Origin of the sequence: Chryseobacterium viscerum, from assembly GCF_002899945.2 — a bacterium.
In the GTDB taxonomy this organism is placed as follows: domain Bacteria; phylum Bacteroidota; class Bacteroidia; order Flavobacteriales; family Weeksellaceae; genus Chryseobacterium; species Chryseobacterium viscerum.
This window is the reverse complement of sequence record NZ_PPEG02000003.1, coordinates 506,354-525,099: the sequence shown is the minus strand read 5'-3', so window position 1 is coordinate 525,099 and position 18,746 is coordinate 506,354. Positions and strand designations below refer to the sequence as shown.

Below are 18,746 nucleotides of genomic sequence, written 5' to 3'. Positions count from 1 at the left end.
TCAAAAAATCATGTCATATTATCCTCTTACAAGCATCCCTGATTATTATGGAATTGATGCTTTACTTACTGAAGAACACAAACTAATCCGCCAATCTGTAAGAGACTGGGTTGAAAGTTTTGTAATGCCGCAGATTGATCAGGCCGCTCAAAATCATACAGATATTCCTAATCTTATGAGAGAATTGGGGAAAATCGGAGCATTGGGACCTTATATCCCGGTTGAGTATGGCGGTTCAGGATTAGACCAGATTTCTTATGGTCTGATTATGCAGGAATTGGAAAGAGGAGATTCCGCAGTACGTTCTGCTGCTTCGGTACAGAGCTCTTTGGTGATGTTTCCTATCAATGAATTCGGTTCTGAGGAGCAGAAAATGAAATATCTTCCTAAGCTTGCTGCCGGAGAAATGATCGGATCTTTTGGATTGACAGAGCCTAACCATGGTTCAGACCCAAGTTCTATGGAAACTTATTTTAAAGATATGGGAGACCATTATCTTTTGAATGGGGCTAAAATGTGGATCACCAACTCTCCCCTATGCGATATCGCTGTGGTATGGGCAAAAAATGAGGAAGGAAAAGTACAGGGATTGATCGTTGAAAGAGGAATGGAAGGATTCACGACTCCTGAAACTCATAATAAATGGAGCTTAAGAGCTTCTAAAACCGGAGAACTGGTATTTAATAATGTAAAAGTTCCGAAAGAGAACCTTCTTCCTGGAGTAACAGGATTAAAAGGACCTTTATCTTGTCTGAACTCTGCAAGATATGGAATTTCATGGGGAGTAATCGGTGCTGCTATTGACTGCCACTGTACTGCTGTTCAGTATTCTAAGGAAAGAAAACAGTTTGGAAAACCAATCGCTTCTTACCAGCTTCAACAGAAAAAACTGGCTGAATTCTTAACAGAGATTACAAAAGCTCAGTTATTATGCCTTCAGTTAGGAAATCTTAAAAATGCTCACAAAGCAACTCCGGCTCAGATTTCTATGGCTAAACGTAACAACGTAAATATGGCGATTGAAATTGCCAGAGAATCCAGACAGATCCTTGGTGGTATGGGAATCATGGGTGAATTCCCAATGATGAGACACGCTGCTAACTTAGAATCTGTGATCACTTATGAGGGAACACATGACGTTCACTTGCTGATCACCGGATTAGATATTACAGGAATCAACGCTTTTTAAAGAAAGACAAAAATATAAAGAAAGAGTCTGGCCTTCGGCCAGACTCTTTTATTTTACTCACTTTACAGAGAATTGATATTCAATGAATAATTATTGATGCTATAATATTTTTGTCTATTTGTTAAAGTTATTACCTTAATGAACACAAAAAATCATCAATATGAAAAAAATTACGACTATTTTAATGGGTCTTACCGCTCCATTCTACTTTGCACAGCAAGCAGGAGATCTGGTAAGTGCTGAACAGAAACTGGATTTAACGCCACAGGGAGTCATCAATTTTATTGCCAATAATCTGGGTGAGCAGGATGCTCCGGAATTTGCCAATTACCTCAACGGTTTTAATGTCGGTTTAAAAGGGTACAAGATTACTTATTACACCAAAAATGAAAATAATGTTCTTGTAAAAGCCACCGGACTGCTGATGTATCCTAATGTAGGATTTAAATTATCAACCGTTGTATCAGATCACGGAACAACAGACAGCAGACATAATGTTCCGTCTAATTTCAAGGGAACTTTAACTGCAGGATTTGTTGTTGAACTGTCTTACGTACTCAATGGCTATATTTTAATGGCACCTGACTATGTAGGAATGGGAACTGGTGACGGGGTTCATCCTTATGTAGACTATGCCACTGAAGCAGGGGCTACCATTGACTTTATTACAGCGGCTAATAAAGTATTGGCACAAGTTGGGATTAAACGCTATGATGAGTACTTTTTAGCCGGATATTCCCAGGGAGCTCATGCTGCGATGTCTACTTTAAAAAGATTAAGCATTTCGAATCCTAATAATATCAAATTTAAATACGCCTATATGGGTGACGGTCCTTATGATTTCTCTGGAGTAACCTTAAATAAGGGAGTTCTGGAAAAAGATATTTATCCGTTTACCTCATTCCTTGCCAATGTTCTTCATACCTGCAACAACACAGGATATAAAACCTATAATAACAACATTTCGGAAGTTATTTCTGCAGAATATCTTGATAAGTATAATTATCATGTTGTTCAGGATAATGGAGGTCTTTTATGGGGCCCTGTGATATGGCGAAAGTTATTTACACCCAACTTTGTAAACGATGTCACCAATAATCCCAATAATAAACTCAGACAATGTATGAAGCCAAAGGATGTCTACGATTGGTACAATAAAACGCCTATGACACTGGGGCATTCTACTGTAGATCTGGCCATTCCGCCTGAAAACACTTCCAAAACCATCGATGTTCAGCGTGGATATTATGCATGGTGGGATCTGAACAAGTACAAACTGGACTCTTTTTACTGGGGACCTATCGGACATGTAGGAGGAATTCTGCCTTTCACGTTGGCTTCCAATGTCAAATTCAATACTTTGAGAAGCGGCGGACTTCTTAATGAATGGGCGATTGCGGGATCCATTTTCGGGAAGCAGTCAGCAGAGAAAACTAATGAAAAAACTACTCTGCTACCTTCTCAGATAAAACCTGATCTCGGTGCTATGGAACTGGTTGAGATTACAGATTTCAATAAAGAAAAAATACAGAGCAGAACGGCAACTGACCGCAACTTATCTACTTTAAAAGATGGAGTTTACCTGTTGAAAGTATCAGAAAATAATGAAAATAAAATAATTCCATACATCAAAAACACTCCTAAAGAGGTTTCTGAAAACGAAATCGTACAATCTGCAACGCCAACTGTTCTACAGTTAAAAGTTGATCAGGATGAACTTTCTGCTGTCTATATTTTTGATGAAAGTAAAACGCTGGTCAAAAGCATTTCTCAGAAACAATACCGTGAAGCCGGAGGAATCAGTTTGCAGGATCTGGAGAATAAAAACTACACTTTTGAAGTGGTTACTCCATATTATAATCTTCAGTTCAATAAAGCAATTGGCGGTACACCATCTTCCGAAAGTAATACGGATATCTTTACCCAAAAACAGCACATCATTGCCAAAGCCGGCAATGATATTAAAAACATCAGCATTTACAGTATTTCCGGTTCTCTGGTTGTTCAGCAGGAAGTTAACAAACCACTATTTGAATCCAGAAATTTAGAACCGGGTGTATATCTGGTACAAGTCACTCTTTCTAACGGAAAAGTCATTCATAAAAAAGTAAAACTATAACTTCAATCCTCTTCATAATATCATTTCAAGTTAATTTTGGCACTTCAGCAATGAAGTGCTTTTTTTGTATCAATAATTAAAATAACTCCACAAAAAATAATTGGAGATAAATTTAAATTAGCAGCTATTAAATTACGTAATCCATTATTAATTATTATTTTACGCACTTCAATTTTAACTTTTAATAAAAATTATAGTAAAATCGCATAAATGATTCTTGTCATTTATTTTAAATTATTCTAAATAAAATTAGTAAACTTATACTGAGCCTGTTACTTTTGCCGAAAGAATAATGCCAGATGGTACATAATGACTCCCAATTCCCTTTGAGGCTCCGATTTTTCAGTTTTCTTATTTTTCTCACAACAATTACAGCAGTTAAGGCACAGAACCTACCGTTTACAATCACCTTTGAAATAAAAAACAAGGATCAAGCTTCGGTAAAAGGATCTGAAATAAAGATTTTTTCTGAAGAAAATACCTATACAGCTTCTACCAATGACAATGGAATGGCAGTAACACATCTTATTCCGGGAAAATATAAAATAGAAGCCTGGAAAAACGGAATTCTTGGGTATTCCGGCAAGATATCCGTAACAAAGTCTGAAACATTTGCTTTTCCATTTTCAGAGAAACTCAATACTATTGAAGAAGTCGTTATCACCGCCAAGGAAGGGAAAGGGCTTACGTCCTCCTCTATGATCAGCCAGCGGGCGATGCAGCATTTACAGCCTTCAAGCTTTTCCGATCTTTTGGAACTTCTTCCCGGAGGGAGATCTGGAGACCCGGTCCTGAATCAGGCTAACAAAATCAGTCTTCGTGAAACCGGCAGACCCGGCAGCGATTATAATACGTCTTCCATGGGGACTACTTTCCTGGTGGATGGAGCTCCTTTGAACTCTAATTCTAATCTGCAGTATACCTATGATTTTTTAGATAAAACGAATAACGGTCTCAAACGAAGACTTAATATAACAAGTGGTGTAGATATGCGAAGTATTTCTACAGACCAGATTGAAAGTGTGGAGATTCTTCGCGGAATTCCTTCTGCAGTCTATGGAAATCTGACTTCCGGAATTGTAAAAATCACCAATAAATCCGGTTATACAAAATGGAAAGCAAGATTTAAAGCAGATGGCTACAGTAAACTTTTCGCGGTGAGCAAAGGTTTTGAAAATAAGGAAAAAGATCTTAAAATAAACACAGGTATCGACTATCTGAATGCAAAATCCGACCCAAGAGACCGACTTGAAAGCTATAAAAGAATAACCGCTCACTTGGCCGTTATAAAAGAAAAAAAATATGATCGTGGAACGACTAGATGGCAGAGCAACCTTAGCTATACTGGTTCATTGGACGGTTCAAAATCTGATCCGGACATCGATTTGTCTGAACTCAATTCTTATGAAGTGAACAATCATCTTTTGAGCCTTTCCAATCTGTTTACTTATACTAAAAATGAGCCTTCGTTCTATCGATCAACCGAAATTCAGGCAACCGTTAACCAAAGATTTGACAAAATAAAGCAGACTAAATTTATCCAGCTGGAAAATGCAACTGCCTTTCCTTTATCAGCAACTGAAGGGGAATATGATGGCTACTATCCGGAACCCCGCTATATTTCAAACTATAGCGTGGACGGAAAACCTCTTGATTTGTTTGTTAAAATGATCAACAACTTTCAGATCAATTATAAATCGATAACGCATGAGTTCAATGCCGGATTTGACTGGCAAATGAGCAAAAACTGGGGCAAAGGGCAGCTATTTGACATCTACAGACCTATTGATCCCAAAGCGACATTCAGACCGCGTGCTTACCGTGATGTTCCTGCTTATATGACTTCTGCGTTGTTTCTGGAATCTATCAACACATTACAAGCAGGTAAGCACAAGCTTACACTGGCATTAGGACTAAGAGGAAATACGATGATGAATCTGCCTTCTCATTTCAAAATGGACGGAAAATTGTATGCAGACCCCAGAGCCAACTTTCAATGGGAACTCCCTTCTTTTGATTTGATGCATAAAAAAGCAACCATAGCTTTAATATTAGGATATGGTAAGCAAAGCTTGTTCCCGGATCTTAATCTCCTGTATCCGGAACTTATTTACAAAGACATTCAGCAGTTAAATTATTTTCATAATAATCCAAACTATAGAAGAGTCAATTATAAAACACTGGTTTATAACCCACAAAATCCGGATATAGAACCCGCTGTGAATGAAAAGTTTGAAGCAAGAATAGATTTCAGCCTAGGGGCACACCAGCTATCGGTTACTGTTTTTAAAGAAAATATGCGCAATGCATTCCGTTCTATGAATGAATATGCCTTATATCAGTACAAAAAATATGATACTTCAGGACTGAATCATGATGCCATCACTTCCCCGCCGGATGTGAACACACTTCCCTACCAGACAGTGAATGAGAACTTTCTTTATACTACTCAAAAAAACGGCAGCAAAGTAGACAAAGAAGGCATCGAATTTCAATATTCCTCTAACAGAATTCCTGTAATCAACACAAGATTTACTGTAAATGGAGCATGGTTCCGAACGAAATATGGCAACAGCCTTCCGGTATACAGAGGAAGAGATTTGTTGATCGATGGAAGACCTTATCCTTATCTGGGATTATATGACGGAATGGAACCCAACTCCGTGAATGAAGTATTGAATACCAACCTGATGATGGATACTTATATTCCCCGTCTGGATCTTGTTTTTTCTTCATCATTCCAGTTTTCATGGTATTCTATGAGAAAACTTCTTCCCATGAGCGGAATCCCAAGTCATTATGTGGATCAGAATGGTACTGTGCTTCCTTATAATCCGGATTCCGTAAAAGGAACAATTCTGGAAAGCCTGATTATCGCTCAGAATCAAGATCTCTACAACACTTCCAGAAGACCTATGGAAATGAATGTGAATCTGAAAGTAACCAAAAGTTTCAGAAACAAAGCGGTTGTTGTCTCCATGTTTGCGAACAGGTTATTCAGCTATTATACCCCTTACAACATCAACGGATTTACCATCAACAGAAAAGGAGCTTATGATCCTTATTTCGGAATGGAAATCAATTTCAATTTATAAACAATTTCAATTCAATAAAGTTATGTTAAAACATGTATTAAGAACGCTGCTCGTATTGTGTGCAGCAATTGCTATTACAGCCTGTTCTTCAGATTCCAATGATGCTTCGGAAGCAAAGACTTCATTAAAACTGGAACTCAAAGTAGTTCCTGATAATATTCAGGTTAAAGAATACAAACATCTTACGATAAGTTTCAAAGAACTTAATTCGGGATTTACGATTACCCAAGAGCTTAAAAACACCAATACTCTCCAGGTTGTTCTTCCTTCAGGGACCTATAACATCATTGCAGAAGGAAGCATCATCTATGCTGACAATTCCGGTCCGACAGAAGCTAAAGTTGCCGGGGTACAAAACGGAATAGTGATTAACGGAAGCGAAACAAGCAAGACGCTGGATTTGTCCTTAAAATCAGGAAGCAGCAATGATCTTATCCTGGAAGAGGTTTTCTTTACCGGAACTAAAACACCACAGGGAGCCATGTATTTCGGTGATCAGTACTTTAAAATCACCAATAATACGGACAAAACTTTGTATGCAGATGGTATGTTATTGATACAATCCAGTTTTATGACCAATGAGAAACAGGATTACAGCCCCAATATCATGGGAACTACGTTGTCTGCGGGTGCTATTATCAGAATTCCAGGAAACGGAACAATGTATCCTGTAAAAGCCGGAGAATCCATTATTATTGCAGAAGATGCCATTAATCATAAAGATTTTAATCCTTCATCTATTAATCTTTCCAATGCTAATTTCCAGATTTTCAAAGAAGATTCTGATGATATCGACAATCCTGCGGTTCCGAAAATGGTGAATGTTTTTGAAAAAATGGTGATTCATACACAGGGATATTATGCCTATGCTTTGGCGCGTATGCCACAAGGGATGACAAATCAGGCCCTGATCGGTCAAAACTCATACACTTATACCTACAACCTTACTATAGGCGGTGATGTATATCCTATGGACGGAACTGCTGTCAAAATTCCAAATGAATGGATAATAGATGCTGTAAATCTAAGTGTACAGGATTCATTCCAATGGCTGGTAACTTCCCCTTCTTTGGATATGGGATGGACTTCAGTAACCACTTTTGATGGAGATAAAAATCGTTTTGGTAAAGCTGTCCGCAGAAAAGTGACAGGAAAAACAATAGACGGTAAAAATATTCTTAAAGATACCAACAACTCTACAGCAGATTTTGAACATGGTGTAAAACCATCTTTATTTAATTAAAAAATGAAACATTTTCTTTCCATCTCCATCCTGCTGATCTCCTTTTCAGGTATACAACTCAAGGCTCAGATCAATGACACCATCATAGAAAGAGTACGTGAAGAATACAGCTATGAAAGGCTTATTAAAAACAGTATCACCATCAATCCTGCCAGCCATGCGGGAGCGAGGAAATACAGCATTACGACTTTCAATGTATTTACTGAAAACAGCAAAACGCCCAATCAGATCCAGCAAAAAGGCAAAGGGAAAAATCTTTGGGGTGCGGAAGCAAGCAGCTTACAGAATCTCGATGATACAACATCAGTATGGGGCAATGCTTCCTATACTCAGGGGAAAAACAAGCAGGTGGTATGGAACGAAAATGCAGACTATGAGCGTATCTATCCTTACGTAGCCGCCGATAGTGTAGGTGGTGATATGAAGTTTGAAAATTATAGCTTTTCAGGAGGATATTCTAAAAAGATCAATACCTACACCCTGGGGATTACCGGAAGTTATCAGGCTACGTTAAGCTACAGAGATGTAGATCCACGCCCTAAAAATACGGCAGCCCAGTTTTCCCTAGCCATAGGGGCCAATAAACTGATGTTTCAGAAGTTCAGAATCGGAGCTTATCTGAATGCTGAAAAATATACTCAGAAGCATTATCTGAGCTTTGTGAGCAATCAGGGATACCCTATGATCTATAATATGAGCGGGCTGGGAAATTACAATGAACTGCTTTCAGGAAAGCTCCGCCAGGCGTATTATGAAGGCTGGTCTTATGGAGGAGGTTTACAGATCTTTGAAGCAGACAACAGAAGCTGGTACCTGAATATGGGGCTAAAAAAGTTTAATCTCGATAAGCTATTGACGGAATATGCAGATCTCAACGCTTCCAAAATTGATGAACGACAGCTTACTTTTTCAGCGGGAAAATTCTTTGATTCCGGAAAAATAGTCTGGGGAGTTTCTGCCGAAGGAAACAGTACAGAACGCAAGGGCACTGAGAACCTGTTCCTGAATGAAAATTCAAGAAACTACATACAGATAGGAAGTGTGGAAAAATATAATCACAAGGTTAATAGTCTTGTTTTTAAAGGACTGGTGCAACTGGGGAATGAAAAAGCCACCTCCTCTCTGTCTCCTTTCTTTGGATGGGCTCAGGAAAAGGAAAAATACAGCAGCCCCGCATCAAAAATAGAATTGAGCAAGATGATGTATGGGGCAGATTATCAGTGGCTGAAAACTTTCAATCATCAGCAGGTATTATCTGTAATCGCAGGACTTTCTGCAACCAATGTCTATCAAAAAGATGCTCTTTTCAATAATTCCGGAAAACCGTCTATCAATACTATGCTTCAGGAAAATTATGCCTTTCAGTCTTCAGATTTCTGGCAGGCAAAGCTTGATATTAATTTTCATTTCAGCTTCCCTGTTATCAAGACTGCTTTTGTAGGAGGTAAGATGATATACAGCAATTTTAAAAGTAATAGTAACACACTATTTTCAGTCAGTATAGGAAGTATTTTTTAAACACATTATGATAAAATTTTCAGATCTTAAGTTAGTCGCAGTCCTTGGAGGAGTTTCACTATTCTGTATGCAGCATACTATTCAAAAGTATCAAATAGATTATGGAGAAGCTGTGGAACAATATAAAAAACCTTCACAATACTGGCCTAAACCTTCAGTGGATGAAGGTGTCAACTGGAAAGAATTTGAGGCTATAGAATGGGACTCCAATTATTATGACACGCAGGAGATTCCTGAAGTAATGCTGGGGAAAAAGCTGTTTTTTGATCCAAAGCTCTCCTCATCCAGCCAGGTATCCTGCAGCAGCTGTCACAATCCTGAGCTAGGCTGGGGAGATGGTCAGGAAGTCGCATTGGGAACCGATCATTTACAGGGAAAAAGAAATACACCGTCTCTTTTCAATATCGCAGACCGTCTTTCTTATTTTTGGGATGGAAGAGCCAAAACACTGGAAGAACAACTTGTAGGACCTATTTCCGCTCATAATGAGATGAACATGAAACCGGAAAAACTCGCCGGAAAACTGTCTAAATTGAAAGAATACAGACAGCTTTTTAAAGAAGTCTATCAGAGCGACAAGATTACATTTGATCAAATCGCCAGAGCGTTGGCAACTTTCCAAAGAACGATCAGAAGCCAGCCAAGTAAACTGGACAAGTTTATGAAAGGAGATTACAAAGCCATGAGTGATAAGGAAATCTACGGCATGCATTTATTCCGGACTAAGGCAAGGTGTATGAACTGTCATTATGGGAAATACCTGACAGACGAATCTTTTCACAATATTGGACTTACCTATTACAAAAGGGAGTATGAAGACCTTGGCCTGTATCATATCACTAAAAACTCAGATGATACAGGAAAGTTTAAAACCCCTTCTCTGAGAGATCTGGATTATACGGCTCCATGGATGCATAACGGACTAATGGATGATATGCATGGGATTGTCAGCCTATACAACAGCGGTATGCAGATGATAAATCCTACTCCCGAAGAAAAGAAAGCTGATCCTAATTTTCCTGTTACCGACCATTTGATACAACCTTTACATCTGAATGAGCAGGAAATGGATGCCATCGTTTCATTTTTAAAAAGTATGTCCGGAAGTTATTATAAAATGCCAAGACCGGAAATCCCAAGAAAATAGATTAATTAATTGATACCATTAGCAGTAATCCTTTTATCTAAAGTAGTTATTTAGATGAAAGGATTTTTTTAATGCCTTTTAAATTGATATCAATTATTCCTTAAAATTTAAATCCAACACTGAAATAGATCCTTGAAAAATCAAGCTGGCTGTTTCTGGAAACATTCAAACTGATAGGCCCGATAAGAGATTCATATCCAAGATTTACTCCATACCCAAACATATCGAAACTGTTATTAAAAGGGGAAAGCTCTTCACTCACTTTCCCATAGCTGAAAGAAGGTGTAAGATAGAGTTTTTTCATAATTCTGTACTGAAGTGATATTGCTGCCTTGGCAACCGAAGTCATAGGAAGCTCTTTCTGACGAAGACCATTGAATTCAGGACTTAGCAGATCATAATTATATTCACTCCCTCCGAGATTATATTTCTGATTGAGGAAAAGATACGGAATATCAAACTCTTTTTCCTCCCCAAAACTTGCCCCTAAAAAAACATTTGCCCTTACGGTCAGCCTTCTTGTAATCGGATGATAGAAATTTTCATTTAAAGTAAAAGATATCAGGTTTTTAGGCCGGAAATACCCTTCCGTTTCAGGGTTTAGTATAAGATTTAAAATAGGTTGTACTGTTTCAAGATCATAAAGCTGATACCTGTCACCGTAATAAAATCTTGTGCTCACCTGAAGATGGTTCCCTCTTGTTGTAAAGTATCTTTTATTAAGATTATTCTGTTCAAACTTAAGGAATGTATTGAAATTGCTGTGATTATATAGTTTTTTACTGTAATTATCTACTTTTGACTGATCTACTTTGTCCAGTAAACTGTACATTCTTTCTGTACTGAATTCCGTTCCCAGTGACAGGTATGCATTTGGAGTAATATTATAATTCAGGGCAATCTTACCGGTTATATTACGGTACATATGGTTAGGAAAACGGTCACCGCCATCTTCATTTACATCATACAGTCTGAAGTTAAGGTCATTACTCTTAAGATTAACCATTTTAGCTTCCAGATCCAGCCATAAACGCTCTCCGCTGTCTAAGAACTGCTGATAAGCAACTTTAGCCTTGAAACGTTCTGAAATATCTACCGTTGCCAAAAATCTTGATCTGTTCAAAAGGATATTCCTGTAAGTATAGTTGATGATAATCCCGACAGACTGTTCCGTATCATAGTGCAGAGCCAGTTTAAAAGCTCCTTTTTTCGCTCTTTTTACAAAAACATTCATCACCAGTCCATCATTTTCATTGGTATACGTATAATACACCTTTGTGTACTGGCGCATTCCAAATACTCTGTCTATTGCTTCATTGATGGTTTTAGCATCGTAATACTTCCCTTCTGTAAGCCCCATTTGCTTTTTCAATACTTCAATCTCTGCAGCATCCGCCATAGGAGTTCCGTCTTCTTCATTAAAGGTGAATTTTGTTGTAGGCAGTTTCACTTCTTCAATCATGGTATGTTCATACTTGATGCCTAACTTTCGTTGGGCTTCTGCCAAAGCGACAAACTCAGGAAGGTGCTTTCTGGCTTCCACTTCCCCTATTTTAATGATTCTTCTGAATTGGGCAAAATCCTTCGTTGTAATATCTCCTAATGGATCTACAAAGTCTACCAGGATATTAGACAGCTCTTTCTGATGTTTGAAATCCTCCACCGAACGAATGGCGTGAGTCTGATAAATCATCTTCATTGGGTTCTCAATCTCCTTCTTGGTAAAAAGCCTGAAACCGGTATAGCCTCCGATCACAAAGTCAGCTCCCATTTCACGGACTTCATTGGCGGGATAATTACGATCTAATCCTCCATCTACCAAAAGTTTCCCATCAATATAAACCGGTGCAAAAGCTGCTGGAATTGCCAATGTAGCACGGATAGCCAGTGGCAAAGACCCTTCTTTCTGCATCACAAGACCTCCATTTACAATATCGGAAGAGGTGAGTTGTACAGGAATTCTTAATTTGCTGAAATCGTTAATGTGTTTTGCATTAAAAGTAAGGTTATTAAGCACTTCCCCCATGTATTGTCCTTCAATATAAGAACTTGGAAGAGTTGGAATCCCTTTTACTACCGGAAACTCCAGAATATACTTGTCATATTCGTCTTTCTCACTGATATTGACTTTGTTGTATGGCATTTTATTGCTCAGAATCCTGCCCCAATCCACTTTGTAGATTGTATGCTTCAGCTGGTCAGCATTATACCCCATTGCATATAAGCCTCCAAGAATTCCTCCCATACTGGTTCCTGTGATATAATCCACCTTGATTCCCAATGAATCGATCATCTTTAAAATTCCGATATGGGCAAATCCTTTTGCTCCGCCGCCACTGAGTGCAAGACCGAATTTAGTATCTTTGGTCACATTCTGAAGCGCAATATTCAGAGAATCATTCTTTTGCTGAGACTTGATAATAAGAGAGAAAGCGATGGCAAAAAATATCAGGATCTTTTTCATTGGTAGTGCTTAATGTATCTGATTTAAACTTTAAAAGTTTTTAATAAGTAGTAAAGATACACAAAAAGTTACCTGCTTTATCAGGGCAATCCGTCAATAAAACAAATGCATCTAAGGTATTAAAAACAACCAAAACACTGATTTACAAACAAATATATTATTTATTTATAATTAAATATTTTTAATACGTTTTTATAGTTTCCACAAAATTAACATCTGGATTCAGGATTTCAAGAATAAGGTTTTTGACAGATTTCATAGCATCATCAATGTTTCCTTTGTCAAACTGCAGAGAGACCATTCCTTTTTTGGCATCTGCAAAACTCCAGATTCCTGTTTCTATCGGGAAACCCCAAAACTCAGGAAGATGTTGTACCACATAATGATAAATACAAAGCTGAAGTGCCTGTTTTCTATCGCTGTTATGAAAATATTCAGCTACATTATCCTCATCAATTTTCACACTGAGATTTTTGATTTTAGCTGTTTTATAATCAATAATCCTGAGCGTTCCATTCAACTTATCAATTCTGTCAATATATCCTAAGAAGGAAATTTTATCATTTCCATCAAGAGGAAAATCGATGTTTTCAAACTTTCTTTCGATGTCAATAATCTCCAGTTTATTGCCCTGTTTTATCAGTTCAAGATCATGATTAAGGACATTTTCAATCACCTTTTTAGCAATTGCTTTGTGGATATAGTTCATCCCCTTTTCATAGAACTCCGGCTGGTGTTTCAGCTTTTCAATGGCAATATTAATGTAGTGATCTATTGCTTTAACTGAATTATTTAAATCACTTTCTTTTAAAACCTTACCCTTTAACACCTCATATACTTCTTGAAGTGAATAATGGACTAGATTCCCGTAATTCTTCACCGACAATTCTTCTTCAATTTCATCTGTTTCCGAGGTATTCAAAATCTTGGAAAGATAAAAATCAATCGGATTATAGAGGTAACTTGTAAGGTGGGATGCAGATACTTTTTTCTTCCAATTCTCAAGACGATCCAGCACAATCTGTGTCTTCGAAATTTCTATCGGTTTGGTGGCGATAGGCTCGGAAGAATTTTCAATAATCACGTGTTCGATATCATGTGAGCTTTCCATTTCGATCTGCGTAATGAAACGGCTTTTCTCTCCTGTATTCACTCCGGAACTTAAAGCGTTGTACAGCAAATGTACATGCTGCGCATCCTGAATCAATCTGTAAAAGTGATAGGCATAAATGCTGTCGTTTTCCAGGAAAGTATGAAGATCAAAGAACCTTCGGATATCAAATGGAATATAGGTATTCTGAGAATTTCCCAATGGAAGTTTTCCTTCGTTCACAGAAAGTAAAATGACATTCTCAAAGTTCAGGAGACGGGTTTCCAGCAGTCCCATGATCTGTAATCCTCTTAACGGCTCTCCCTGAAAATCTATACTTTCAGAGTTGATGTGCTGGTTGATCAGAATTTCCAGCGTTTCCATTTTGATCTCGATATTGTAGGGAGTCAGCTGATTTTTGATGATCCTGAATGCATTTTCAAAGTGAGAAACATTCTCGTACTGAATATCATCTATTTCGAGCCATTTTACCTGCTGGCAGAAGTCGATAAGCATATCCAGATACACATTTGTTCCTTCTGCTTTCTGAAGCAGTCCAAAGTAAGACAGCCCACTGAGCAGCTCGTACAAAAGCTTTCTGGAGATATACACAATATTCCTCTCTTCTACTTTGATTCTAAAATCATTGATAACCTGCTCATCTTCAACAGATTTAGGAAGTTCCTCCAGGATTGGAAAAACATCCCTGTAATAATAAGAGGATTTATTTTTTTCCAGCTGTTTCTGCAGATAGAAAAGGCGTTTTACAGCATTAGAAAAAGATAAGTTCTTCAATGGGAATCCCATCGTAATATTCAAATTATCAACACCATGCATCACATCAAGACTTGCAGGAAGAAGGTTTTCATCCAGCAAAACTACAGCGGTATTGGAATAGGTTTTATTATTGATCTCTTTAAAGATCTCAGGCAGCACTTTGGTCTGGGTTACATTCCCGGAGACTTCGTATACCTTAATTTTTTTAGATTGATTAAAATCGTCTTCGATCCATTGGAAAGCCCTGTTATCATCAAATTCTTTCCATGTTTTATGATTTCTCAGAAATTTTCCGGCTTCCTGTCTCTCATCATCAAAATAGTAACGGTCTCCCTGAAAGAAGCATTGTGCTTTGTTCCACTGCAAAAGACTTCTTACCAGCTTTTCCTCTACCGGAGTAAAGGCATTGAACCCGCAAAAAACAAACTGCTCTTTGGTATTTTTAGCAAAATCGACAATCTTAGCTTTCGCGGCCTCATGAATCATTCCGGAAGTAGCCCAGTTTTTTTCCTGTAGTCTTTCTTTTAGAGCAGGGAGAAAAACGCTCATATTCTGCCAGAAATTAAGAAACTTCTTCCTTGGGACATCATCATCCTCACCCAGGTTTTGAGCCCATTCTTTGATCCTTTCCTCATCAAACATATACTGCAGCACTGCCAGATCACTGTCTGAAAACTTCAGAATATCATCCCAGTCTTTCTGCAAGGTAGGAAACCACTTCAGAAAGTCCGAAAAATCATCTCTTGGGATAAGATTCATACTTCTGTATACATCGAATGAAAAAAGCCATAACGGAATTCCCTGAATCGGCTGTTGATCAGCAATTGTATTGATGAGTTCCTCTATGGTAAAAAAGTTGGGCAAAAGTCCTGAATAATTATTTTCCTCCAGAATCTGCCTGATAAATACAATGGGACGCTTTCCGGGCAGAATGATATTAAACGCAGAAAGATCCGTGTTTTGTGTCAGCAGTTCGTGAATGATCTTATTGAGGAATTTCAAGGGCTTGGTAGCTTTTTAAGTTGTCTAGTTCTTTAGAAATCGCAGTATTATATTCTGCCTGTTTTTCTTTATCTATTCCATGGCGGGTATCTCTGTCATAGGCCATCTGGAAGTTTTTATAACCCATTGATATTTCATCATAAATTACTTTGAAATATTTGTTGTAATCACCTGATGTCCGGATTTTTTCAGCGACTACCTTTCTGAATTTTCTCACAAATAATTCTGCAATATCAAAATGTTTCTGCTCATGCAGTAGAATGTAATCATCCATTTTTTTGACATCCTTCCAGGATTTATCTTCGTTAAATATCGTTTTAATGGTAATCGTAACCGGTGATTTTGGGTTAGAGGATTTTATGACAGAATATTCCCAGCCACAGTGGGTATATGCTGCTACATCAGGATTATTTTTCTTATTGACCGGGCTTCTAAAATTATCCCAGCTCAGTTTTTTACCTTCCTGCCAGGTAATTATCTGTCCGAATACAGTCTGAGCAGCCAGCAAACACAATACAAAAGTCAATCTCATTATTCCACCACAATTGTTTTCGTAATCCAGTTATTTCCGCCGTTCCAGAATTTAAAAGTATAGGATCCTTTTCTTTGCGGGCTGAAATTGATCTGGTTGGCCCCTACATAATTTCCCTGCGTACAAGGTCCGTTGGTAATATATTTATAGGAAGTAACCGTTCTCTCAAGATTATTGTTGTAAATATAATCATATCCGTAAAAACCTTCGCAGTGAGACGGATAAGTGGAATAAGTTTTTATGCTCTGAATCGCAAAAACGTCCATCGTATCATTGACAATTTTTACGCTGTCTATTTTGATCTTATCGATAGATTCAACTGTATGGTAATCGTCATCATTACACGAAACCAGAAGCCCGCCAAACACTAATACCGAAAATCCAATGTTTAAAAGTTTTTTCATAACCTTCAATTTTCTGATTATTAATAAATATTTAGCAAAAATTATTCCCCAACTCTATAAAATCAGGAACTAAAATTACCTTTTGATACGTAAACTACTTTTTTAGTATCAAAAAATTCTCCATCAAAATAGTGTTTAAGGTCGAAGATTTCACATCGAAGTCCGGCTAGCTCTTCTGCAAGATCACCGCCTTTCAAATATAAAATCCCGTTATGCTTAGGGTTAAACTGTTCTTTTTCAAACTTCCCTTTCAGCCATCTTAAAAATTCAGGCATCTGGGTTACCGCTCTGCTTACTACAAAGTGGAATTTCTCTTTCAGCTTCTCTGCTCTCCCGTGAATAGCCGTAACATTCGTTAATCCTATTCCTTCTGATACAGCCTGTACCACACTGATTTTCTTACCGATAGAATCAATCAAGGTAAACTGTGTTTCAGGAAATAAGATGGCCAGGGGAATTCCTGGGAAACCGCCTCCGGTTCCGATATCCAACACTTTGGTCCCTGGTGCAAATTCCATCACTTTTGCAATTCCCAAAGAGTGCAGGATGTGCTTTTCATACAGCGACTCCATATCTTTTCTGGAAATTACGTTGATCTTTTCATTCCATTCATTATACAGTTTTTCCAATTGTGTAAACTGTTCTATCTGTTTTTCAGTAAGATCCGGGAAATATTTTAATAGTAACGATGCAGACATGTGAATTATTATAAACAGCAAAAATAAGTTTTATTTCTCTTGTATTCAAATCTACTTTTTCTGACCAAACTCTGAGACCCGTTTTCAACAAGGATATTATTTTGCAACACCCGGAATTACAGGTATGTTCAGGTTCCCGGACTTGCTGACTGTTTGTACAGCAAAAATATAATTGTCTTTCGAGAGCGGAACTTTAATGGAAAGCCCTGTTGTAAATATTTTTTTCTGCCATACCGGGCTATCTGTTTCCCTTGCCAATACGTAATACCCTGCTGGTGTTCCCGATTTTGGCTTTTCCCAATGAAGGGTTGTAGAATTGGTCAATTCTTTAACATCCATTTCTACTTTCTCGGGTTTTGAGGTAGATTTTGCAAGACTTGCCAGCACAGCAACATTAGCGGCGACATTCTTTTTCAAATATTTAAAATCTATGAATTCCGGCAGATCACCATATTGCTTATTATTCTCTATCCTGATATCCTGATGCTGATGATCATAGTTTTCATAATATTCGGTAAGTCTTACCGATGGAAATCCGTTATTGACAAAACTGGTGTGATCTCCTCCACGCAAGAACCTGTCATTTCTGTAGATGAGTTTTACTTCAAGTCTTTTGACATATTGTTCCGCAATCTCTTTGATATATCGCGCTAGTTGTCTGGATTCGCTGTCATTTTCAAAACCCAGATTCCTGATCGTCATCGCCTTTTTGTCCAGATCTTTGTAAGGAAGCCCTTCACTGAATACACGAAGTATCCGGGTATTAATCTCCCCTGTTTCTCCTGCTTTAGGATTCCCGATCATATCATTGTTCAGGACCGCTTCAAGCTGTAAATTTTCTTTTTTTATTTTTTCGGCAAGGACTTTCGATCCCAGCAAGGATTGTTCTTCCCCAGAAAAAGCCACAAAAATGATGGAAGCTGGAAATGAAGATCTGCTCAATATCCGCGAGGATTCTATAACAGCGCTTACTCCACTGCCATCATCATTGGCTCCGGGTGCTGCGGAAGTTCTGTTCATCACATCCGTCACCCTTGAATCAAGATGTCCGCCAATCAGGAAAACCCTTTTGTCACTAGGATCGGTACCTTTCAGAAAAGCAACCGCATTCCCAAGATTAACGACTTTATCGATTCTTTTCCCATCCGGCTGGATATCTTCCTGCTGAAGGTACACCTCCATTCTGCCACCGGAATTTTTTGCATAATCACTGAATTTTTTAACAACCCAGTTTCTTGCCGCCCCTATTCCCCGTTTGGGATCATCTATCGAGCTTAAAGTATGTCTGGTCTCAAAACTTACCAAGGTATTGATGTATGATTTTAAGGAGTCTTCATTGACCTGCAAAACATATTTCTTCACTTCATCATCTTTTGAAAGTCCCTGAGAAAAAACGGTACAGGAAATCAGCAATAAAAAAACGGAATATTTCATAGAATAAGTCTTAAATCGATTAAAGATACAAAAC

The 18,746-nt window shown here is 38.0% G+C and carries 12 protein-coding genes; 6 read left to right on the top strand and 6 right to left on the bottom strand.

The genetic code is table 11. The features are described 5' to 3' along the window. The first annotated feature begins 10 nt into the window (after nt 1–10). The 6 genes from C1634_RS08940 (at nt 11) to C1634_RS08915 (ending at nt 10,311) form a co-directional block, all read left to right on the top strand. The gene (locus tag C1634_RS08940) at nt 11–1,189 is read left to right on the top strand and encodes an acyl-CoA dehydrogenase family protein (RefSeq protein WP_103235237.1); all 1,179 of its coding nucleotides are present in this window, start codon (nt 11–13) and stop codon (nt 1,187–1,189) included. Between the two features lie 160 nt (nt 1,190–1,349). Then, nucleotides 1,350–3,308 carry a T9SS type A sorting domain-containing protein gene (locus tag C1634_RS08935; protein ID WP_109738260.1) on the top strand — a complete coding sequence of 653 codons (1,959 nt, stop codon included), beginning with the start codon at nt 1,350–1,352 and terminating at the stop codon, nt 3,306–3,308. Nucleotides 3,309–3,607: 299 nt separating this feature from the next. Beyond that, a complete protein-coding gene (locus C1634_RS08930) occupies nt 3,608–6,403 on the top strand; it encodes a TonB-dependent receptor plug domain-containing protein (protein ID WP_109738259.1) in 2,796 nt (931 codons plus the stop codon). Nucleotides 6,404–6,425: 22 nt separating this feature from the next. Beyond that, on the top strand, nt 6,426–7,646 hold the full coding sequence (locus C1634_RS08925) for a DUF4876 domain-containing protein (protein ID WP_109738311.1): 1,221 nt from the start codon (nt 6,426–6,428) through the stop codon (nt 7,644–7,646). Between the two features lie 3 nt (nt 7,647–7,649). Continuing rightward, entirely contained in the window at nt 7,650–9,164 is a 1,515-nt protein-coding gene (locus tag C1634_RS08920; protein ID WP_103234595.1) for a DUF6850 family outer membrane beta-barrel protein, read from the top strand. A gap of 7 nt (nt 9,165–9,171) precedes the next feature. Beyond that, the gene (locus tag C1634_RS08915) at nt 9,172–10,311 is read left to right on the top strand and encodes a cytochrome-c peroxidase (RefSeq protein ID WP_103234596.1); all 1,140 of its coding nucleotides are present in this window, start codon (nt 9,172–9,174) and stop codon (nt 10,309–10,311) included. 100 nt (nt 10,312–10,411) lie between these two features. On the opposite strand, the gene C1634_RS08910 is transcribed toward C1634_RS08915, so the two are convergent. The 6 genes from C1634_RS08910 to C1634_RS08885 form a co-directional block, all read right to left on the bottom strand. Beyond that, nucleotides 10,412–12,775: a patatin-like phospholipase family protein gene (locus C1634_RS08910; protein WP_109738258.1), complete on the bottom strand. Its 2,364-nt coding sequence runs from the start codon at nt 12,773–12,775 to the stop codon at nt 10,412–10,414. A 181-nt stretch (nt 12,776–12,956) separates the two neighbouring features. Next, complete coding sequence (locus tag C1634_RS08905; RefSeq protein WP_109738257.1) at nt 12,957–15,644, bottom strand: PD-(D/E)XK nuclease family protein; 2,688 nt, start codon at nt 15,642–15,644, stop codon at nt 12,957–12,959. After that, nucleotides 15,628–16,176 (bottom strand): DUF922 domain-containing protein, encoded by a 549-nt coding sequence (locus C1634_RS08900; protein WP_103235099.1) that lies wholly within the window; start codon nt 16,174–16,176, stop codon nt 15,628–15,630. The genes C1634_RS08905 and C1634_RS08900 overlap by 17 nt, the downstream gene beginning before the upstream one ends. Then, nucleotides 16,176–16,580 carry a hypothetical protein gene (locus tag C1634_RS08895; protein ID WP_103235098.1) on the bottom strand — a complete coding sequence of 135 codons (405 nt, stop codon included), beginning with the start codon at nt 16,578–16,580 and terminating at the stop codon, nt 16,176–16,178. Before C1634_RS08895 ends, C1634_RS08900 begins: the two co-directional genes overlap by 1 nt. A gap of 62 nt (nt 16,581–16,642) precedes the next feature. Further along, a complete protein-coding gene (gene rsmG / locus C1634_RS08890) occupies nt 16,643–17,278 on the bottom strand; it encodes a 16S rRNA (guanine(527)-N(7))-methyltransferase RsmG (protein WP_109738256.1) in 636 nt (211 codons plus the stop codon). A 96-nt stretch (nt 17,279–17,374) separates the two neighbouring features. Next, on the bottom strand, nt 17,375–18,712 hold the full coding sequence (locus C1634_RS08885) for a M20/M25/M40 family metallo-hydrolase (protein ID WP_109738255.1): 1,338 nt from the start codon (nt 18,710–18,712) through the stop codon (nt 17,375–17,377). Nucleotides 18,713–18,746: the final 34 nt, after the last annotated feature.